The 21,045-nt window shown below is 37.4% G+C and carries 24 protein-coding genes and 1 riboswitch; of the genes, 14 read left to right on the top strand and 10 right to left on the bottom strand.

Annotation, left to right across the window (positions count from 1 at the left end):
• Positions 1-31 precede the first annotated feature (31 nt).
• From CP352_RS07580 to CP352_RS07550, 6 genes are all read left to right on the top strand, one after another.
• The gene (locus CP352_RS07580) at positions 32-172 is read left to right on the top strand and encodes a hypothetical protein (protein WP_003548644.1); all 141 of its coding nucleotides are present in this window, start codon (positions 32-34) and stop codon (positions 170-172) included.
• Between the two features lie 152 nt (positions 173-324).
• Complete coding sequence (locus CP352_RS07575; protein ID WP_089142964.1) at positions 325-1,191, top strand: hypothetical protein; 867 nt, start codon at positions 325-327, stop codon at positions 1,189-1,191.
• A 134-nt stretch (positions 1,192-1,325) separates the two neighbouring features.
• Positions 1,326-2,633 carry a glycosyltransferase family 2 protein gene (locus tag CP352_RS07565; RefSeq protein WP_089142966.1) on the top strand — a complete coding sequence of 436 codons (1,308 nt, stop codon included), beginning with the start codon at positions 1,326-1,328 and terminating at the stop codon, positions 2,631-2,633.
• Positions 2,634-2,655: 22 nt separating this feature from the next.
• Positions 2,656-3,744 carry a glycosyl hydrolase family 8 gene (locus tag CP352_RS07560; protein WP_089142967.1) on the top strand — a complete coding sequence of 363 codons (1,089 nt, stop codon included), beginning with the start codon at positions 2,656-2,658 and terminating at the stop codon, positions 3,742-3,744.
• An 85-nt stretch (positions 3,745-3,829) separates the two neighbouring features.
• On the top strand, positions 3,830-4,474 hold the full coding sequence (locus CP352_RS07555) for a YfbR-like 5'-deoxynucleotidase (protein WP_098034903.1): 645 nt from the start codon (positions 3,830-3,832) through the stop codon (positions 4,472-4,474).
• The gene (locus CP352_RS07550; RefSeq protein ID WP_098034902.1) at positions 4,475-5,395 is read left to right on the top strand and encodes an HNH endonuclease; all 921 of its coding nucleotides are present in this window, start codon (positions 4,475-4,477) and stop codon (positions 5,393-5,395) included.
• A gap of 49 nt (positions 5,396-5,444) precedes the next feature.
• On the opposite strand, the gene CP352_RS07545 is transcribed toward CP352_RS07550, so the two are convergent.
• The 4 genes from CP352_RS07545 to CP352_RS07530 all read right to left on the bottom strand — a co-directional run bounded on the left by CP352_RS07545 (position 5,445) and on the right by CP352_RS07530 (position 9,779).
• The gene (locus CP352_RS07545; RefSeq protein WP_057726603.1) at positions 5,445-6,362 is read right to left on the bottom strand and encodes a DUF805 domain-containing protein; all 918 of its coding nucleotides are present in this window, start codon (positions 6,360-6,362) and stop codon (positions 5,445-5,447) included.
• A gap of 83 nt (positions 6,363-6,445) precedes the next feature.
• Positions 6,446-7,201, bottom strand: coding sequence for an amino acid ABC transporter ATP-binding protein (locus CP352_RS07540; protein WP_089147525.1), 756 nt, complete (start codon positions 7,199-7,201; stop codon positions 6,446-6,448).
• Positions 7,201-8,814, bottom strand: a complete 1,614-nt coding sequence (locus tag CP352_RS07535) for an ABC transporter substrate-binding protein/permease (RefSeq protein WP_089142970.1) — start codon at positions 8,812-8,814, stop codon at positions 7,201-7,203. The genes CP352_RS07540 and CP352_RS07535 overlap by 1 nt, the downstream gene beginning before the upstream one ends.
• A gap of 110 nt (positions 8,815-8,924) precedes the next feature.
• Positions 8,925-9,098, bottom strand: a riboswitch (Lysine riboswitch).
• 48 nt (positions 9,099-9,146) lie between these two features.
• Positions 9,147-9,779 carry a DNA-3-methyladenine glycosylase gene (locus CP352_RS07530; protein WP_068813762.1) on the bottom strand — a complete coding sequence of 211 codons (633 nt, stop codon included), beginning with the start codon at positions 9,777-9,779 and terminating at the stop codon, positions 9,147-9,149.
• 32 nt (positions 9,780-9,811) lie between these two features.
• On the opposite strand from CP352_RS07530, the gene CP352_RS07525 reads away from it, so the two are divergent.
• Positions 9,812-10,177 carry a DUF488 domain-containing protein gene (locus CP352_RS07525; protein WP_098034901.1) on the top strand — a complete coding sequence of 122 codons (366 nt, stop codon included), beginning with the start codon at positions 9,812-9,814 and terminating at the stop codon, positions 10,175-10,177.
• Here CP352_RS07525 and CP352_RS07520 read toward each other — a convergent pair.
• From CP352_RS07520 to CP352_RS07510, 3 genes are read right to left on the bottom strand one after another with little or no spacing between them, the layout of a single operon-like run.
• Positions 10,174-10,962 carry a TerC family protein gene (locus tag CP352_RS07520; protein ID WP_013085663.1) on the bottom strand — a complete coding sequence of 263 codons (789 nt, stop codon included), beginning with the start codon at positions 10,960-10,962 and terminating at the stop codon, positions 10,174-10,176. The genes CP352_RS07525 and CP352_RS07520 overlap by 4 nt on opposite strands.
• Positions 10,949-11,467: a methylated-DNA--[protein]-cysteine S-methyltransferase gene (locus CP352_RS07515; RefSeq protein WP_013085664.1), complete on the bottom strand. Its 519-nt coding sequence runs from the start codon at positions 11,465-11,467 to the stop codon at positions 10,949-10,951. Before CP352_RS07515 ends, CP352_RS07520 begins: the two co-directional genes overlap by 14 nt.
• A 52-nt stretch (positions 11,468-11,519) precedes the next feature.
• On the bottom strand, positions 11,520-12,218 hold the full coding sequence (locus tag CP352_RS07510) for an NAD-dependent protein deacylase (protein ID WP_081079798.1): 699 nt from the start codon (positions 12,216-12,218) through the stop codon (positions 11,520-11,522).
• 89 nt (positions 12,219-12,307) lie between these two features.
• Between CP352_RS07510 and CP352_RS07505 the strand changes: the two genes are divergently transcribed.
• The gene (locus tag CP352_RS07505) at positions 12,308-12,793 is read left to right on the top strand and encodes a hypothetical protein (RefSeq protein ID WP_005726566.1); all 486 of its coding nucleotides are present in this window, start codon (positions 12,308-12,310) and stop codon (positions 12,791-12,793) included.
• Here CP352_RS07505 and cls read toward each other — a convergent pair whose 3' ends face one another.
• Together cls and CP352_RS07495 are read right to left on the bottom strand one after the other, a co-directional pair.
• On the bottom strand, positions 12,794-14,251 hold the full coding sequence (gene cls / locus CP352_RS07500) for a cardiolipin synthase (protein WP_005726568.1): 1,458 nt from the start codon (positions 14,249-14,251) through the stop codon (positions 12,794-12,796).
• A gap of 19 nt (positions 14,252-14,270) precedes the next feature.
• Positions 14,271-15,197: an alpha/beta hydrolase gene (locus CP352_RS07495; RefSeq protein WP_089142972.1), complete on the bottom strand. Its 927-nt coding sequence runs from the start codon at positions 15,195-15,197 to the stop codon at positions 14,271-14,273.
• A 95-nt stretch (positions 15,198-15,292) separates the two neighbouring features.
• Between CP352_RS07495 and CP352_RS07490 the strand changes: the two genes are divergently transcribed.
• Positions 15,293-16,063 (top strand): ribonuclease H family protein, encoded by a 771-nt coding sequence (locus CP352_RS07490; protein WP_005721709.1) that lies wholly within the window; start codon positions 15,293-15,295, stop codon positions 16,061-16,063.
• Between the two features lie 27 nt (positions 16,064-16,090).
• Here CP352_RS07490 and CP352_RS07485 read toward each other — a convergent pair whose 3' ends face one another.
• Entirely contained in the window at positions 16,091-17,044 is a 954-nt protein-coding gene (locus tag CP352_RS07485; protein ID WP_005718327.1) for a DUF1002 domain-containing protein, read from the bottom strand.
• Positions 17,045-17,211: 167 nt separating this feature from the next.
• Here CP352_RS07485 and CP352_RS07480 point away from each other — a divergent pair, with 167 nt between their 5' ends.
• From CP352_RS07480 to CP352_RS07460, 5 genes are all read left to right on the top strand, one after another.
• Entirely contained in the window at positions 17,212-18,024 is an 813-nt protein-coding gene (locus CP352_RS07480) for a glycosyltransferase family A protein (RefSeq protein ID WP_089142973.1), read from the top strand.
• A gap of 8 nt (positions 18,025-18,032) precedes the next feature.
• Positions 18,033-18,689 (top strand): alpha/beta fold hydrolase, encoded by a 657-nt coding sequence (locus CP352_RS07475; protein WP_089142974.1) that lies wholly within the window; start codon positions 18,033-18,035, stop codon positions 18,687-18,689.
• Between the two features lies 1 nt (position 18,690).
• Positions 18,691-19,104, top strand: coding sequence for a hypothetical protein (locus tag CP352_RS07470; RefSeq protein ID WP_023487948.1), 414 nt, complete (start codon positions 18,691-18,693; stop codon positions 19,102-19,104).
• 96 nt (positions 19,105-19,200) lie between these two features.
• On the top strand, positions 19,201-20,187 hold the full coding sequence (locus CP352_RS07465; protein WP_089145627.1) for a ribose-phosphate pyrophosphokinase: 987 nt from the start codon (positions 19,201-19,203) through the stop codon (positions 20,185-20,187).
• Between the two features lie 164 nt (positions 20,188-20,351).
• A complete protein-coding gene (locus CP352_RS07460; RefSeq protein WP_061204365.1) occupies positions 20,352-21,035 on the top strand; it encodes a TetR/AcrR family transcriptional regulator in 684 nt (227 codons plus the stop codon).
• Positions 21,036-21,045 lie beyond the last annotated feature (10 nt).

The raw sequence follows: 21,045 nt of genomic DNA, 5'->3' as shown, positions 1-21,045 counted from the left end.
ATTTTCGAAAATCTGAAAGGAAGTATAGCATATGCGTAAAGGTGAAAATTACAACACTGGTTGTGAACCAAACCAAAGACCTAAGAACAAGAGAAACGCAAAGAAGCGTGTTGCTCACGTAGCAGCAGTTGTTGCTTTCTTGAACAAGGCCGCAAAAGACGAAAACAAGTAGTCTTTGATAATATTGAAATTAAAAGCTAGGAGCTAAGGCTTCTAGCTTTTTTTGTTTAAAAAAATTTTATCTATGCATGGACATTAAAAAATTTGAATATAATTTAACTTATGTTTTTCTAAAAAATATATAGGATATAGATAGTTAGATATATGAATAAGAATAATAAATACAATATTTTGATCTATTTAGATCTCGTTGCAGCAATATTTTTTCCAGTAATTGCTGTTTTTCAAGTGGAAGAATATTCGGCAAATATAGTCAATGGCTTATTTTTAATTCTAATTTTAGCTATTATGACGGGATTATTGTTGCCTAATATAATGGTTAGCTGGCTGATAATTTTGTTAACGACGATTGCAGCGGGCTTTTTAGTGCTGGGATATGTTGTAATTCCTACAGAAGCAAAGTGGTTTTTAGTGGTAGCTTTTCCGATAGAGGCAGGGCTTTTAACGGTGTTGCGCTATTATGTCCTAGATTGGCGTTTTATTAGTAAAAATCGGCAAGATATTCGCAATTACCTTAAACGCTACAATGGCACTCTAAAAATGCATACATGTTACACTGCTAATAAAATTTATTCAAAAGTAATTAGTAATATTAAAGAACGGCCACAATTACATTTATGGATGCATGTATCAATGTTGCGTTGGGCTAACCACGAACAGTTTGCTCAACTTCATCCAGAAGAGCACGGGCAGTATTTAGAAAAATTAGCTGATATCTTAAAAAAGAGAAGATTAGCAGCTGAGGAACTCTTTTATTTAGGAGATGCCACTTTTTTTATTATTTCGCCTGAATTAAGAGATGACATTATCAAGCAGATTAATCAGGAGACAATTGCGGAATTAAAAAAAGTGCAAGATGATCTTCCCGGAGGCCTGAAATGGACGAGTCAGCGAATTGATGAAACAAACGTGAATCGTTTTACAGATCCAAATGTGATTGTAAAACATTTGGACCGCGAATTGGAAACTGACTTAATTGTTGAATATTTAAAGGCTGAAGCAAATGACTAATTGGTTTTATTTCTTAGCTTTAAGCATTTCAGGCATCTTTTTACTTGCTTTCATAGTTATGTTTATTTGTGCGTTTGTCATTTACTTTAATGTTGAAAATACGGTAATCAATAAAAAAGGAAAAAAGACGAAAAATGAGTGAAGCATTACAAATTTTAACGTTAATCTCGATTTGGCTTTCTTTGTTGATGTCTCTAGTTACCTTAAGTGGTGCAGTTTTCTTTTGGTTAAAGCACAGCAAGCTCTTAGTTAAAATCACGCCACTTAAGCGTTACCCAAAAGTTACGTTAGTTGTACCAGCTCATAATGAAGAATTAGTTATTAGTAAAACTACGCAGGCAATTTTAAATTTGAATTATCCGGCTGATAAGTTACAAATTTTAATCTATGCTGATAATTGTACTGATGATACTGCTAAAATTGCCCGGGAAATAATCAAGCAATATCCTGAACGGAAAATCAATGTTCAAGTAATTGAACGAACAGGTAGTGGTGGCAAAGCTGGTGTATTAAATAATGCTTTGAAGATTGCCCAAGGAGAATACCTTGGTGTATATGATGCAGATGCCATGCCAGAAGAAAATGCTTTGTATTTTTTAATTAAAAAGATTTTGGAAAATCCGGTGAGATATAAGGCTGCTTTTGGTCGCAATAAGACGAGAAATGCGCGGCAGAATTTTTTAACTAAGTGTATCAATCAGGAAATTGTTGTTACCCAGCGAATTCAACACTGCGGTATCTGGCAATTATTTAAGATTGGTCGTATTCCAGGGACTAACTTTATTATTAATACTGATTATGTCAGATCAATTGGCGGCTGGCGCAATGGCGCTTTGACCGAAGATACTGATATTTCTTTTAAAATTATGGGCTCAGGTAGTTTGATTGCCTTAGCCTATAATTCTGAAGCCTTCCAGCAAGAACCAGAACGCTTAAAAGATTATTATTTCCAGCGCTTGCGTTGGGCTAAAGGTAACTATGAAGTGGTGATCAATAATTTTTGCCATCTTTTTGATAAAAGCAACTGGCGGGTTAAATTAGAGACTGTCTATTATTCCTGCACTTTTTTCTGGTTTAATTTGGCGATTGTTTTATCAGATCTGATCTTTTTTTCTAATTTGATTGCCTTAATCGTCCATCTTTGGAATCCTGCAGTAGTAATACCATTTACAATTTCGCGGAGTAATATTTTATTAGCTCAAATTCTGCTCTTTAATTGGCTATTGATGGTTTTGCTTTATATTTTGCAAATTAACCTAGCTATGACTACGCAATATGGGCAGGCAACTGACGAACAGATTTGGCTAGCCTTAGCATCATATTTTACTTATTCGCAATTGTTCATCATTGTATCAATTCATGCTGTTACTTCAGTAATGCTAGATCGCGTTTTTCATCGTGATAGTACTAAATGGGTTAAGACTAAGAGATTTGCGGATTAGGTGATGAGATGAAAAAAGATGGATGCTACTAGGATTTTTACTCGTAACGATTGCATTTACCGGTATTATGATCTATATCAGAGCAGATAATAATTCAGCGGTGCGTAATTTTTTTCTACATTCTTGGCATAAAAATTATGTAGTTGAAGAAAAGAATCTTGTCTATATTAATACCACGCCTAAGCAGGAACAAGTGACGGTTTTATCTGAAGGCCAAGGATATGGGATGTTTATTGCGGCGCATGATCCAGCAGTTAAAGAAAGCAACTTTGCTAAGCTAGTGCAGTATTATTTAAAACACCGGGATCGTAATACGCAATTGATGGCTTGGCGGCAAACAAAGAAAAATGGAAAATGGAGCAGTGAACGCAATAGCGCTACTGATGGGGACTTATTTATTGCTAAAGCTTTGTTTTTAGCGGCTAAAAGATGGAAAAACCCAGCATATCAGCGGCAAGGGCAAAAATTAATTGCCGATATTTTGCGTTATGAATATAATCCGACAACGCACGCTTTAACGGTGGGCAATTGGGCCGATTCTAAGTCGAAGTATTATAATTTAATGCGGACTTCAGATGTATTGCCGACAATGTTTGATCAATTTTATCGTGAAAGCAATGATTCGCGGTGGCTCTTAATTAAAAAAACAATGCTCAAGCGGCTCAATCAGTTGAGTCACCAGCATAAGAGTGGCCTAGTTCCAGACTTTGCCTGGCTGACATCAAAAGATGCTAAGCCAGTTAAAGGAAGGGTTACCACTGATCGATATGATGGTGATTATTATGCCAATGCTTGCCGGGTGCCAATGGATTTAGCATTTAGTAAGGATAAATTAGCAAAGAATACTGTACATCGCTTGCTTAAATTTTTTAGCAAGCAAAATACAATTACAGCAGGCTATACTTTAAAAGGCAAGCCAGTCAATAATTATCAATCAGCTAGCTTTAGCGCGCCAATTTATATTGCGGTGAATGAAAATCGCAATCAAGGCTATGATAATTTGTTTGCTTCGCAGCAATATATTTTTGCTAAAAAATTACCTAAAAATAATTACTATGATGCAGCACTAACGACGATGGCAACGATACTGACACCGGCGCATAGATTTTAAGAGGCAAAGGCCTCTTTTTATTTGCATTGAAAATCAATCTTTGATAACATAGTAAAAATTTTAAGGAAAATGAGGAGGACAAAAAATGGGATTAAATGCATACATTCAAGGATTTAATAGTTTAGAGTCAATTGATCGAGCACCGGGCTACTTCAAGTATCATCACCACTCAGTAGCTGACCACTGCTTCAGAACAGCTGAACTCGCACAAATGATGGGAGATATTGAAGAAGTAAAGGGCAAAAAGAAGATCAACTGGAAAGCGTTATATGAAAAGAGCTTAAATCATGATTATACTGAACGCTTTATCGGTGATATCAAGACGCCAGTCAAGTATGCTACTCCTCAGCTTAGAAAGATGATTGGCGACGTTGAAGAAACAATGACGCATAAATTTATTAAAGATGAGATTCCAAAGGAGTTTCAAGAAATTTATAAAAAGCGTCTATCAGAAGGAAAAGATGATACTTTAGAAGGTAAAATTTTATCGGTTTGCGATAAGCTAGATTTGCTTTATGAAGCATATGGCGAAATTGAATTGGGCAATCCTAATCCAGTCTATATGCAGATGTTTAAGGAAAGTCTGGAAACAATTAAAAAGTTTGATGATCTAGTTTGCGTGCAATACTTTATTAAGCATATTTTGCCAGACTTGTTTAAGGGCGATTTTGCTGGTAAAGATAAAATGCAACGGATAGCTTTTAGTATTCTTTTGTTAGGGGATGATTAGGTGAAGTTTTTATGTAGTTCATGCGGTTTACGCATGGACTCTTTGCATTTTAAGCAAGAAGGATTGATGAATCCCAAATTGCTGAGCATCTGTGACATTTGTGTAATGCGAGGTCTAAATGCTGCAGATTATGCTAATGATGCGGTAGCGACTTTTGCTCAGAGCTTGCTGTATACTTATGTTGGCAACGAAAAAGGTAAATTAAAGCAAGCTAATTGGCTAGTTAAAAATAAAAAAGATCGTAAAAAATATGAGGCTTTTTTACAAGATTATGATGGCAATGAAATCGCCCGCCAACAGATTAAAAGGTCTGATTTGAATTTGGCGGTAATTAAAAGCGAAGATGGCAAGCTTAATTATGTGCCTAACCAAGGCGTAACTTTTGAGCAAAATTTAAAGGGAATGGGTTTGGAGATCAATTTCCAGTTAAACGAAGTTAATTTTATTGATCGTGAACGCATTCGGGCCAAGTATAAATACCGCTGCCAATATTGCGGCAGACGTGGCCACAGCGTAGATCATAAGGATCCTGTTTCTCTTAGTCACAACAACAGCTTAGATAATTTAACTTTAGCTTGTGCGGAATGCAACCGAATTAAGTCGGATATGCCTTATAAGTTGTTTATTCAACTGAATGATCAAATTTCTGAGATCAATAAAAAGCTAGTTAAGTATGAAGATGCGCTGGGTACTTTGAGAGAAGAATTTGAGCATCGTCGGCGCTATTTAGCGGCTCAAGTACACCTTAAGGGTGTGATCAATGATTCTGAGCTAAATGCGATTAGAAAGCAAAATAAGCAGCTGCAAGACGCAATTGATAGCTTGGAGAGTGACTATGATAATTTGCGTCAAACGCGCAAGACTTATTTTGATACCGGCTGGAAATTAGCTCGGATTAAGGCTAAGAAAGATATTGTTTAAAAATCAAAAGTCCGCTGTTCATTTCTGAATAGCGGGCTTATTTTGATAATTATCTAATTCTGTCTTCTGGATCAAACAAATACTTGTTCCACTTATTATCTGCGTCAACTGTTGGGTGGAATAATAAGAAGGCTAAAAGCAAATCTCCCACGTAAGGAACAATGCCTAACCACCACCAGCCACCGTTAAAGCCTGCATCGTGCAAGCGGCGAACAGTGTGTCCTAATTGAGCTAAAAATGACCAAATAAGGATAACCAGTAAAAGTATTAAAAAGCATAAAAAGAAAATACCGATTGCTTGCGGCATTTGATGCCAGCCAGGAATAATCGTGAAAAAAGCAGAAAAAGCATAGATGAAAAGAGTGCCGATTCCTAAAGTAACTTGATTAATTGCTGTTCCTACCCAGAATGATGTTCTAGTTGATCTAGCATTCCACTTGAAGCAATCAAAGAAGTGTTCTTTTAGAATTTGACCAATAGTTGGCACAGGAACTGTTTCTTTATGGCCGGCAGGGTAGTCTTGATTACTAAAGAAATATTTGCCCCACTTAACTTGGCGTTGAACAGATGGCTGCAATTCAAGATAAAATAAAAACATTGCGCCATAACCAGTGAAGGCAGCCCAGTACCAATAGCCGCTGTAGCCAACATCGTGCAAACGTCGGATCGTTTGTCCTAATGCAGCTAAAAATAGCCACAGATAAACAATAGCCGCAACAATACCATCGACTATTCTAATACCGGGGTTGATGTTTTGGTTAAAAGCATAGAAACCAAGAATGATGCATAAGATGCCGATAACAAGATTAATCAAAGTGCTCCACCAGAAAGATTTACGCGTAGTTCTTGCTTTCCAGTTGAAGGGATGCAAGTAGGTTTCGTTTAAAATTTGCGCAAAATTTTCTGCAGGCGGCAGTGGCAGACTTTCGTCATAAGGCTTGATAAAATAATATACTCTATCATTCATTTTACTTCCTCCAAAAATTAATTTGTTATAAATTATACGCTAAAAAAGCCGTGAAGCAATTAAACTTCGCGGCTTTTTTGATATTAGAATTCATTATTTCTAAAGTTGCTCAAGAACTTTTGCGTCTTTTCGTTCTTAGGATGATCAAATATTTCTTCAGGTGAACCTTGCTCAGTAATCACGCCATCACTGATGAACAATACTCGGTCAGAAATACTCTTAGCAAAGCCCATTTCGTGGGTAACAATCACCATTGTTAAACCAGTCGTAGCGAGCTTTTGCATAACTTCTAGTACTTCACCAACCATTTCCGGGTCAAGCGCACTAGTAGGCTCATCAAAGAGTAACACTTCTGGATTCATTGAAATCGCCCGGGCAATAGCTACACGCTGTTGTTGACCACCAGATAATTGTTGTGGTTTAGCCTTGATAAATGGATCCATACCAACCTTTTCTAGGTTTTTCATGGCAATCTTGCGTGCTTCGTCTTTTGAACGCTTCAAGACTAATTCTTGACCGACCATACAGTTTTCTAAGACATTTTTGTTTTCAAATAAGTCAAATTGCTGAAAAACCATACCGACCTTTGATCTAAAGGTGTTACGGTTGTAGCCGGGATGCAAGATATTTTCACCGTGAAAATCGATCTTGCCGCCAGTTGGTTCTTCAAGCAGGTTGATACAACGCAAAGTAGTTGATTTACCACCACCGGAAGGACCAATGATGGTCACGATCTCGCCTTTGTTGATATCGAAAGAAATATCCTTCAATACCTTGTGAGCCCCATAGGACTTTTGCATATGCTTTAAACTTAAAATTACTTCGTTTGATTCAGTCATTAATTGTTTGCCTCCGCATCTTTTGGAGTACCAACTTGAACTTGGTTAGCCATCAAGTTGTAATTCTTGTTACCTTCAAGTCTCTTTTCGATAAAGTTGAAGATTCTAGTAATAGTAAAGGTTAAGATCAAGTAAATTGCAGAAATCATTAAGTAAGTTGGGAAGAACTTGAATGATTGACTGGCAATAGTTGTACCAACAAAGAACAATTCTGAAACTGAGATAATACTCAATACTGAAGTATCCTTAATGTTAACGATAAATTCGTTGGTGATTGATGGTAAACAGTTTCTAATAGCTTGAGGCAAGATGATATGCCACATTCTTTGGTTGTGGGTCATACCAAGTGCACTAGCTGCTTCGAATTGACCTTCTGGAGTTGAAATAATACCACCACGGATAACCTCAGCTAAGTAAGCACCAGTGTTAATTGACACAATAATCAAAGCAGCTACAGTTCTATTTAAATTCAAGTGCCAGAATTGGGCAATACCATAGTAGATTACGGCTGCTTGAACCATCATTGGTGTACCACGGAAGATTTCTACATAAACAGATAATAACCACTTAACTACGTTCAAAGTCCAACGCTTGCCGCGAGTAGTTGGAGTAGGAATGGTACGAATAATTCCTACAAGCAAGCCGATAAAGAAACCAACAATGGTACCAACTAAAGCTAAAAGCAAGGTCATGCCAATACCTGACATAATCATGCCACCATATTGCTTCCAAGTAGTAACTAGCCAGTTTTCTTTCTTAGTTTCGTTACCAGCCTTAGGTTGTTCCTTGATGGCTTGTGACATTAATTGATCACGCTTTTTATTAGAAATAGTTCTTAAAGTAGCGTTAACTTCATTTAAAAGCTTGGTATTACCCTTTTTAACCCCGATACTAGTTACGGAATCGTCATGGTCAACTTTGAAGCCAGCCATTTTGTTTAAGTTAACTGCAATAATGTTAGGGTTAACGTTGTGGTAACTTTCAAATTCAATATCTTCAGCAACATAACCATCAATGGTGCCAGAAGCTAAACTTTGACGCATGGCTGAAAAGTCACGCATAGCTGGTTCTCTTTTAGCACCTTTTAATTGCTTGATTAAATCGTAGTGCAAAGTTCCTTGTTGTGCGGTTAACTTGGCACCCTTGAAATCAGTCAACTTCTTAGCATTAGAATATTTACTTGCCTTATTAGTAATTACGACGAAAGTACTTTTACGATAAGGTTCTGAGAAATTAATTGCCTTGCGTCTTTCGGCAGTAGGAGACATACCAGCAATAATTAAGTTGATTTTACCTGAAGTTAAAGCTGGCAATAGACCATCCCATTGGGTTTTTTCGACGATTACTTTTTTGTGCAGTCGTTTACCGATGATCTTGGCAATTTGAACATCATAACCATTAGCATAGGAGTTAGAACCATCAATTGGAACAGCTCCATTAGCTTTGGTTGGCTGAGTCCAGTTGTATGGGGGATAGTTTGCCTCCATACCTATCTTTAACGTGCCAGAATCTTTCTTAGCAGCTTGAGTCTGATTGCTACTAAGAGAAAAACCGATAAATAAACTGAGTAGGACAGACATTATTACAGCCATCCATCTAAATCTTGACTTCAATTATAAAACCTCCAAAAATAGTTTTAACATAAAGCCAACACAATAAAGAGTAAACAAAAACCTCGCTCTTCCAAAGAATTGCGAGGGTCATAATCATCAGTGTTTAAACCAAATCTTATAGCGCTCCCTGGGGACTAACCAGGACAGTCTATAGAATATTCTTCTATAGCCCAACAGATTAACACGCGAATATTAAATCTATTTCGGCGGCAACCCTAAGTTAACTATCATTGTTTTCGCGAACTCAAACTTAACTTGTGATTGTCGCAACCTCTATTGCATTGGAAAAATATTTAACTAATGAAGAATACTAGAAGAAAAAGTTAAATTTGTCAAGCCCAACCATTATTAGTTTCATAATTTCTCTTTTTCATATCAGAAACATAAGGATTTCCTGCTACATAAAAACGTAATTTCTTGTTAGCCCAAACGGGATCAGATTGATTGATACCAACACGCGCTGCAGCAATTATTTCCTGGGGAATTTTTTTATGATGATCATCAAGATCAATGGCGAAAGGGGAGTCTGATAAAAAGTGCAAATTCCAATTTTTATCATGAATACCAAAAGCTTGCATCATTTTTGCGGGACCATTAGTCAAAAGAACGCCATCTTTACCATGACGGTTCTTGATCATGGTCTCAATTCCTAAAGTGGGATCGATTGCACGGATTAAAACACCCTGTGGTTCATTCTGAACCCTAGTGGCAACATCAAAGAAAAAATATTGACGTTGCGCGTAGATATAGATCGTTCCGCCTTTGCCGTAAAGTCCTTCATTTGCTGGGCTACGACGACCGCCATAAGAATGTGCAGCGCGATCCTTTTTACCCATATATGCTTCTGCTTCCACGATATAGCCGCCTAATTTTTCTTGACCATTATCAAAAGTAAGCATTCGCCCAATTAGGTCTTTTGCAATATAATCGGTAGTGTTAGTAGAAAAATAAGTTGAATAATTCATTTTTGACCTTTCTAGAAAAGAGATAAAAAATAATGACAGAAATTAAATTAGTTCGAATTTATGACCATGAGCAACCTGCTGGTTATCGGATTTTAGTTGACCGTTTATGGCCACGGGGAATGAGCAAAGTTAAGGCCGATTTAGCTGAATGGGATAAACAAATTGGCCCTAGTAAGGAATTGCGTCAGTGGTTTAATCATGAAGATGAAAAATTCCCTGAGTTTAAGCAAAAGTATATTGAAGAACTTAATCATAATGATTATACAGCGGAATTTTTGCAAGATGTAAATAAGCATTTGGCTAAAGAAGATGTTCTTTTCTTATTTGGTGCCAAAAATAAAGAGCACAACCAAGCAGTTGTACTCAAAGAATATGTATTAAATACGCTAAACAGTTAAATATGTTTGTGACCGTGTTTTTTAACTTTCCAAAAGTGGAAGAGAATTGTCAAAATTAAGATCGCAAAGACAATAATTGCAAAAACGGTGTTTGGCAACTCAAATCTCAATGGTGGCAGAGCTAGCAGCAATTTTAAAGCGATGATTCCTATCAATAAGTAAGCCATTGGCTGCAATTCTGGAATAATATCCATTAATTTAATGATAATTTCGGCAACTCCTCTCATACAGAGAATACCGATCATGCCACCGATTAAAACAACAACGGGATTATCAGACACGGCTAAAGCAGCTAAAACAGAATCAATTGAAAAGACGATATCCATTGATTCAATTGAAATAACCGTACGCCAGAAAAGAGATAGCACATGTCTCTTTTTCTTTTTGCCTTTGTGGTGAGCTGCTTCGCGCTCTTCTTTTTCTTTCTCATGTTCGGCAGCTTGTTTAGGGTGGCGTTGATCATAGAAGAATTTAAAGGCTAGGTAAAAAAGATAAATACTACCAGCTAATTTAATCTCCCAAAAGTTGATCAGATAAGTCCCGATTCCGATAACAATAAAGCGGAATAAATAAGCACCCCACAAGCCATAAACCAAGGACTTGCGTTGTTCAGCTTTATTAGGTAGCACCTGTGTCTGTGCGGCCAAAACGACAGCATTGTCGACTGATAACAAGCATTCCATCAAGATTAAAGTTAGAATGATCATCCAGTCTTTGCCACTGGTTAGGACATGTAACCAGTTATTGCCGTCAAAAAAGGGTGCATATAGTTTAAGAATTGACATGTAACTGCTTCTTTTCTAATTTAATTAATCTGATTTTTTCTTTTTGTCCCAGACGATAAGTCCCAACTTTATTGTTGGATAAAATAACTCTTTGGTCAGGAATAAAAATCAAAACAGGGTTTAATGCTACGGCGTGTGCAACTGAGCGAGAAGATGTGGCCTCGGCTAGTGAATTGGCGACGTCACCATAAGTTAACGTCACACCATAAGGAATATGCTGGACAACGGCTAATACCTTTCGTTGAAATTCAGTGCCGAATTCCGAAATATCAATAGGAACATCAAAATTCTTTCTGATACCAGCAAAATATTCCTTTAATTGTTTGATATAAGGTGCCATCTTTTTAGGGTCCCGCACCAACATGCGGTGAGGGTAGAAGCTAAAAATAGGTGAAACAGTTTCATCTCCTTTAAGTCCGACGTAAGTTAGGCCGGCTTCTGAAGCTGTTAAAAAGTAGGTCCATGGCTCAATTGTAACGTAATCATAGTAAAAAAACTCTGTCATGTGTAACACCTTTATTAAAAATAATTAGTCTAAGAATAACAAACTAGGAAAGTTAATTCAAATTCTGGAATGCTGTTAATGCATCCCCAATTATTTGCGTGACACCAGGGGTAGGAATTTCTGTCTTGTTGATAGAGTAAATTTTGGCGTCTTCTTTGCGATAAGCCAAGAGCTGGGCAAAAGGATAAACTACAAAACTCGTCCCACAAATGATGATCAAGTCTGATTTTTGCATTATTTCAACGGACTGGTTTAATACTTTCGGATCAATGCTTTCGCCGTATAACACAATACCGGGGCGAATAATTCCGCCACAATCTTTGTGTAAATAGCTTTTAGCATATTCTTCATAAGAAACAGGTTGATGACATTTAGTACAATAAATATTATATAAATTGCCATGAAATTCTGTTACATGTTGATTGCCAGCCTTAGTATCCAAAGTATCGATATTTTGGGTAATTAAATTACCTTTTTCATTACAAAAATGGGCGATTTTTTCATGGATTAAGTTTGGTTTAGCAGTAGGAAAGTACATGTTGTTCATGACAAATTCATGGAAAAATTCAGGTCGATTGAATAGCGTACTATCGCTCAGAATAGTTTCGGGACTTTCTTGCACGCCATCATAGATTCCGTTTTTAGAGCGGTAGTCAGGGATACCTGAGTGGGTAGAAACACCAGCTCCAGTTAAGAATACAATATGTTGGGCATTATTAATATCTGTTTGTAATTCTGCTAAATCCATCATATAATGTCACCCTCCGTGAAAGTCATTACTTTAATTATAAATCATTGTTTTGTTATAATGAGTAAAATAACTAAATTGAGGGGATTTTTATGAAATATATGACGTATTTTTATGTAGCAATTGATATTTTATTAGTAGTTTATGCTTGTTATAGTTGGTATTGGCAAGCTAAAGTTGATTTTCGTGGTCGCTATCGTATCTCCTCAGTTGTTTGGGCGCTAATTTTTATCTGGCTGGGCTTTACATGGAATTACATTGAAAAAGGTGATCCAGGCCTGAGTGTCTTCTTGGCTCTTTTTATCTTAATTAGTATTGTCGATGGTTTTTCAGGATTTAGTAAAAAGCGGATGGTCGTTTCAGGCTACTTCAAGCGTACAGTTAAGTATGATGATTTAGCCAGCGTTACTTTAATCCAGATCCCCAACCAAGAGAAGCCATTAGTGATGGCGATTTTTCGAACTAGCGATGGTAAGGCTTATATGATGCGCTTTAATAATGAAGTTAATAGCGTAATTAAGCAATTACAAGAATATGCTGGTCGAGAAATTCCTGTTGAAGTTCAATCAATGATGTAATTACAAAATTGGAGAAAGCATTCGCGAGAATGCCTGCAAAGTCCGCAATGCGCGACTTTGCTTTTTTATTTCTTCCTTAGTTAGTAAATGCGAGTGTTTCATATCTTCTTCAAAAGCTGCCACCATTTTCTGGTTGAACTTTTTATCATAAAAAACGGCATTATCTTCAAAGTTTAAGTTGTAAGAACGGAAATCTTGATTCATTGAACCAACTGAAGAAAAATGGTCGTCGACAATCGTCGTTTTGGCATGTAAAAAGCCATCTTCGTAGATATAAATTTTGACACCCAAGCGAGTTAATTCGTTGGCATACCACTGTGTGGCGCGATAAATAAAGGGGTGGTCTGGCTTACATGGGATCATAATTCGTACGTCAACACCCGATGAGGCAATTGTTTGCCACGTAGCAAAAACGGCATCATCAGGGATTAAGTATGGTGTTTGAATCCATAACCGTTTGCGTGCCAAAAGCATTAGCCGCATCATACCGTTACGCATATATGGTGCATAACGATCAGGCCCATCTGAAATGATTTGCGTTGCAACGTCGCCTTCGTGGATGTTTTTTTCATCAAGATCAGGAAATAGAGTGGAATTGAAACGGATGAGCTGTTGATTATTAGTGATAGAGGCGTTCCAGTCCATGACGAAACGCTCTTGCAAAAGCAGAGAGGCAGAACCAACAATTCTTACCTGACTATCACGCCAATGACCAAACTTCTTTTTTTTGCCTAAATATTGATCACCAATATTAAAACCGCCAGTCCAAGAAATTCGCCCGTCGATGACAACAATCTTGCGGTGCAAGTGGTAGTTAATGCGGTAACGGGTGATCATGTTGCGTGAAGTGACAAAAGGCAAAACTTCCCCGCCAGCTGCCCGCAATTGATCGAACCATGCTTTAGTAGCTCCCATTGAACCCCAGGCATCATAAATTACGCGTACTTTAACTCCTTGTTTTGCTTTTTTAATCAATAGTTGCAAAACACGATTGCCGATATTGTCGCTATAAAAAGTGTAGAACTCAACATTGATTATTTCCTTAGCTCGTACCATGTCCTTAAGCATGTCATGAAAGAAGGTTTCACCTTCGGTATAGAGCTTGACCTGATTATTTTTAGTTAGGGGAGCTTCTTGTTGGTGGTTAAAAAAGTTAATTGCTATATTACCAGCCTTTGAAGTGTCAGAAGGACTAGTATTTTTAGGTGCTTTAGCAATCGATTTTTGAACATTTCTCAAGCCAATGTGTTTTTGCTTATTGATGGCAAAAATATTTTCCTGGGAAATACCCCGACCAAAGAAGGCATAAAGAGTGATCCCGACTACTGGTAATACTAACAGGATGATTAACCAAGCCCAAGTGGTTGAAACGGATCTTCTACGGTGGAAGACAACGTAGAAGGCTAAGATTGTGTTGGTAATGATAATGATTCTAACAAAGTCATGCCACCAGATCATAAACTCCTCCAAAATTAAACTACTTTTTTAATTTAAGAAACTTGTCAATAATATCGATTACAAACGGATTGTCATGCATCCAACTATGTTCAGCGTCATTTTTACCGCGTACTTCTACTTCTTGATAAAAATGTGCCTTTGGGGCAAGGATATAGCGAATGCTTTTTGCGGAAACAACAGAGATGAATTTATCAGTATTTGTGTTATCTAAAACGTTGCCATAAATATTCAAGACCGAGATATCAGGATTGAATTTGCGCCGATTAAAAAACAAATAAAGGTAGTGCGGGTTCATGACACTAGGCCGACCACTTTCGGTCAAATAGTTGACGTTGGGGATATCGCCCAAGTAAGTGACCCCGTCAAAAGGACCAGCGATAAAGGCACATTTTTTTAAATGTGGGAACGTTTTGCTGCGGTAGTGCTTCATTTCCGTGCGAATAATACATGGACAGGCTAATGAATGAGCGACTGCAATATAGTTTTTAAAACCATATCTTTTAGCTAAAAAGGGCAGGACGAAGTTGAGATAATAGTCGATGCCATAGATACCGACTATTCGCTGGCGAAAAGCAACCTGCACGATAGGATGCTTGTCACTAGTCCAAGTTCCTTCTAATTTGAAATTTCCTAATAAATCAACGGTTACCTTTAAAAACTTGGGATTGCCCTTGTCATGAGTAGCGTGTTTCACCATCACGCGAGTGGTATAATCACCGCCGCGAAAGCCATGGAAATAAATAATGGGTACTTGTTTTAGATCGCTTTTTTCAATGTTTGCCTTATTTTCAATATGGCGCTTGTGTAATTTGAGGAAAATTCGCGTGGGAGCGAAGGTGGCCATCAGCCCCAAAGAAATCATGTTAAACATGCTAGGTTCTTCTTGGAGGTCATGTTTATGATCTTTTTCAACTTCTTCAGCATATTTTTTTGTGTTGAAAAACATTTTTACCACCTTCTCTTTCTTTTTTCCTATAATAAAAGTTATGCAATAAGTATATTTTACCATTGGGTAAAGATTTTGGAATTTTAGAGGTAGAAATGAAGTTTTATGCAGTCAAAAAAGGACGTACTCCGGGAATATATCGGACTTGGGATGCAGCCAAAGAACAAGTTGATGGCTTCTCTGGCGCTGAATATAAGTCATTTGAACAAATTACCGATGCTACAGATTACTTAGATTGGAATGCCCAAACTCAGAGCGATGTCCTGCAAAAAGGTGAAGATAATTTACAAAACGCCGTAAAAAGGGTGCAACAAAAGAGTCAAGAAATAAAAAAAGCACCGCGAAAAAAGGCGAAGCAGTATAACCATGTTAATAGCAATCCTGCTGACTTCTTTGCGGTGACTTATACTGATGGTGGCACGCGCAATACTGGTGTTTATAAGGGCGGTCACGTTAAAAAGACCGATAAAGCAGCCTGGGCTTATTTAATTGAATGGGATGACCAGAAAGTTCATGGCTCCGGTGGTGAATATGGTGCTACTAACAATAAGATGGAGCAGACAGCATTGATTAATGCACTAAAAAAGCTGCTTGAGCTTGGTTTTAACGATAAACATCTATTATTTGTTCTTGATTCGCAGTATGTGTTGAATGCGATTAATAAGCATTGGCTACAAGGCTGGAAAAAACGTGGTTGGAGACGTTCTTCTGGACCATTGGCTAATGTGGCGGAATGGCAGGAATTAGATCGGTTATTAAAGGAATTTCCTGATAGTACGTTTGAATGGACGAAAGGTCACGCTAATAATCGCGGTAATGAATTTGTCGATCATGAATTGAACCGTTATATGGATCAAAAAATGTAAGAAAAAAAGGCTACACTGTAGCCTTTTTTAATTTAAAATAACACCGCCGAACAAACCACTAAAGAACTTAACGATTTGATCCCACAAATTTTGTAACCAGTTGCGGTTTTCTTGGGTATTAAATTTATTGAAGATATTTTTAGCTCCATTTTGAATCTGACTGGATAATTTCGAAGCCTGTTGCTTGAAGTTACCGTCCTTCAATGCCCCTGAATCACGAATTTCAATTAGAAGATTGACAATTTGATTTTTTTGATTGTTGTTGATGGTGTCACCTAAGTGGTTAATATTAATTTGATTGTTGACAATGTCGCGAATTTGACTGTCGGTAATGTTTTGCCCTTGTTTAGCCATCTCATTCTTGGCACCGGCAACCGCATTGTTCAATTGAGCATCTGAATAACCTTTTTTGTTTTTATTATCTTGGGTAATCCCAGACAAGGTATTCATTTCATCTTGAGCGGCATTAACTTGCTTTTGATTTAATGCATTGCCATTTTTAGCATAGGCAGCATAAACTCCAGCTAATGCCCCTGAACCATCAATTGGAATAGCGCTAGTAACATAAATGTTGGCATCGCTGATGCCGGCGGTCAGGGCTGCGTTTTTGTACTGGTTGGCAGTAATAGTCGTGATATTATTTTTACCATCGTAGTCTAAAATTTTAACGTTGATTCCGCTGCCTGAGCTGGTCTTTTGGATCATCGCACTGGACCAAACACCGGATGAAGTGGTGAAATTATCACCAGAGGGATTTAAATATTTAACCAGATCTGAGCCGGTAACAGTAATTGTTTGATAATTACCACCGTTTAGTGGGGCAGTTAAGGTCTTTAATGTGCCTTGCTTTTGCGCATCAGTTAATGATGTACCTAAGGTAACTACAGGTGTATCATCATCTGCTAATACTGGCTTAGTAAATGAGATCATCGCGACCACGCTTAATAACATTGCTGTGAGTAGTGTGATAAATTTCTTCATTTTTTCTTCTTTTCTTCTTTTCTTCCTTTTGATCGAATATTTATTCTTGTAATACGGAACATTATACTAAATATTTTTCAAAAGTGAATTAAACAACACGTAAAACTTTCTTAATTTCGACCTTATTATTGAAGATGGTATAATAAAGAGCAACAAAGGGGGACAATATGTTACAAGTGCCTAAGTTAACCATCATCATGCCTGTTTATAACACGGCGCAATACTTGCCACGTGCTTTTGATGCTCTGCTTAATCAAGTTGACAAGTGCTTCAAATTGCTTGTAGTAGATGATGGCTCAACAGATAATTCGGTTGAGGTAGCCGAAAGCTATGCCAATCGTTTTCCATATTTTAAAATAATTAAAAAGAAAAATGGCGGCCCATCCGATGCACGTAATGTTGGGATGCAGTATCTCGACACACCATATGTCACCTTTCATGATGGTGATGATTGGGTGGATCCAGGCTACACATCCTTTTTTGTTCATGCTTTTGAAAGTCATCCAGATGTCAGCTTAGTATCATGTGGCTATTGGATGGATTATCCTGACAAAAAGCAACGCGTTGTTGGTCGACCAGAAGGTGGCTATTTAACGCGCGGTGAAACTTATTTGAAGTTGACTAATGTCTTTAGCTCACCAATGAAAGGATATAGCTGGAACAAGGCCTATAAAACTGCCATTATTAAGAAATATCATTTGAAGTTTGATAGGGATATTTCACTACTGGAAGATCAGATTTTTAACGTTAAATATATTTCTGTGGCTAAAGGCGTCTATTACACGCAAAAGCCGTATTACCACTACTGGCAGAGAAAGGGCAGTATTATTCACCAGCCTAATATTAAAAAAGTTGCGGATAATTTCCGGGGAAATTACCGGGTTTGGAGCAAAATTATCAGTACAATGATGAAAGACCGCGAGGAAGAAAAGATGCGTAAGAAGTTAGAGCGACAGCAGGCCTTGCGTGATAGTGAATAGGGGAAAACATGAAAGAAAAAGTTAATGGAGTCGAAATTTATTATCATAAGTTAGGTAAAGGTGAGCCTTTGCTTTTACTACATGGACATCACTTAGATGGCGGTATGTTTGATAAAATTGTGGCTCCGCTTTCCCTTTATTACACTGTCTATGTGCTTGATATGCGAGGCCATGGTTTAAGTGAAGGCGACATCGCTGAACACTACAAGACTGAAGTAGAAGACGTTTATACCTTTATTAAACAGGTTGGCATTGAAGGCTGCTATTGCTTCGGTTTTGATGCAGGTGGTCTGGTGGCAATGATGCTAGCTAGAAAACATCCAACGATCTTTAAGAAGATGATTGTAGCTGGCGTTTTCGTTAATGGTGCAGGCATTAGACCATATCACTACTTAACGGAAGGATTTCATCGCTTTTTGAGACTTGATCGTGACAGCCGCGTAGAGTTGACTGAGTCCTTTATCTCAGTAGATGACTTGAAGAAGATTACTACGCCAACTCTTTGTGTAGTAGGTGAAAAAGACTGGGTTAAGGTTGAGCATGTACGTTGGTATAGCCAATTTATGCCCAATGCGCGGTTGGTGATTATGCCACGGCAGACGCATGATAGTTATGCAGTGCGCAGTTTAAAACTGCTGGATTTGATTAAAGGATTTTGTAAGTAGAATGTGGGTAATTTTAGTAATTAATGTAGTAATTGCAATAATTGCGATTATTGCTAGGCTTAATAATGGAGCAGAAGCATTTAATCTGTTTAATGGTGGGTTAGTTTTTGTCACTTTTGGGATTGTCTTACTTTTAGGCGCAATTCCGGTTTATCGCAATTTTGATACTTCATCAGTATTGATGTTTGTAGCTGGCATATTGATTGTGTTAGGCATAATCATGTTAATCGTTAGTGTAATTGCTAGATCGACTAGAAAAATCAATCTACAAGATTTGGCAATTGCATTAATGGTAGCTGCAGTGTGCTTAGTATATTTCATTCATAATGCAAGCTTGAACTTTGCTAACTTATTAGTGCCTGAATTAGCTTTAATTGTAGGGCTAATCTTGCTTGTTTATCCAAAACAAAAGTAAATAAATTTCTTCATCCAAAAAAGACATCTCTTCAATAGAGGTGCCTTTTTGTATATAATGGTGGTGTATACGATTTTTATTCAGAAGAGGTAAATAATGAACAAGGAAGAACTTCATCAATTATTGCACCCAATGAAAGTTATTGGCTTAGGTGGTAACACTGCATTAAATGAAAAAATTGCGGCAATTTTACACCAACCATTGATCGAAACTGCGGTTCACCACTTTAGCGATGGTGAAATCCAAGTTAACATTGGTGAATCTGTCAGAGGTTGTGATGTTTTCGTAATTCAATCTATCCAAGATCCAGTTAACGAAAACTTTATGGAACTTGAAATTGTTTTGGACGCACTTCAACGTGCATCAGCTCATGTAATTAACGTGGTTGTACCATACTTGGCATATTCACGTTCAGATACCAAGACTCGTTCACGTGAACCAATTACCGCTAAGTTAGTGGCTAACTTGCTTCAATTGACTGGCATGGATCGTTTAATTACTGTTGATCTACATGCCTCACAAATTCAAGGTTTCTACAATATCCCTGTTGATCACTTACATGCCATTCCACTTCTTGGTCAATACTTCTTAGATAACGGAATTGCTACCAAGGAAGATGATGATATCGTTGTAGTCTCACCTGATCACTCAGGCGCTAAGCTTGCTCGTAACTTTGGTCAATACTTCAATGCACCGATTGCAATTGTTGATCAAAGAGGTGCTCGCTATGATACTGAGGTTCACGACATGATTGGTGATGTTAAGGACAAAAAGTGTATCATCATTGATGATTTGATTGATACAGGTTCACGTATTTCTTCATCAACTAAGTCAGTTTTGGCAGCTGGTGCTAAGAAAGTTTACGTTGCCGCAACCCACGCACTTCTTTCTAAGAATGCTACTGGAGTACTTAATGAATTACCAATTGAGCAAATCGTAGTTACTGATACCATTAAGCACAAGCGCTACCCAGACAGAATGGTCAGAATTTCCGTAGACCAATTGCTTGCTCGTGGTATCGATTATGTATACAATGATCGTTCAATCCACCAAATCTTTGACGAACAAAACCGTTTAAAGTAAAATTCTTATTGATAATTTGAATAAAAAATGATCCTCACTATGAGGATTATTTTTTATTCAAAAAATCGGGTAGATAAGTCATAAAACTATGTCTAAATAGTAATGATTGATATAATTGATGTGTGTTGTATAGAAAGAAAAAGAGAAAGTTAGAGGAATAGACTATGGCACGACGGAAAAACATGAAGAGACGGAGAGTTATTCTAGGTAATACTTTCCATCTGATCAGAGAAAATGGAATGGATAATGTTTCTTTGCAAATGATTGCAGAAAAATCAGGCATTTCAAAATCCTTACTGCAGTCATACTATCCTCATAAGGCTAAGTTAACTAACGACATTATCCACAATCTTTTTAATACTTTAGGTCAACAAGTTAATAATTATGACATGGCTAATAGCAATCTTCCTTATGCTAGAACTAAGGCATTTATTTATACGATTGCTATCTTGGGGATGCACGATGAGGGCTTGGACCGTATTATTTCTGAAGCTTTTGTTAGCAATGCTACCCTAGATAATTGGGGAATCATGCTTAATGAATGGATTAAGGAAAATCATTTATTTGATGACATTAACGTTGACGAAAGCGAACTTGAGACAGGAATTGCGTTTGTAACTAGTGGTATTGGCCGTCTATATCATGATCGCCAAAAGCACCATTTAACGGCCGAAGCTCTTGCTAACTATGCAACTAGTGCGTTGATGTTCAGTTTCTTGCATTGTTCTTCTGAAGAAATTGATCAAGCCTTAAAAGAAGGACATGAAATTATTGAAACTGCTGATATGGAAGTTGTTCACCGAGCAATTGATACAATGTTCGATGAAGGCAAGGAAATTTTCAGCTAAAGGGGAGTCG

This window comes from Lactobacillus sp. UMNPBX1 (assembly GCF_002554085.1).
Lineage (GTDB): Bacteria > Bacillota > Bacilli > Lactobacillales > Lactobacillaceae > Lactobacillus > Lactobacillus crispatus.
The sequence above is the reverse complement of the archived record's forward strand: the minus strand, read 5'-3'. Positions and strand labels throughout refer to the sequence as shown.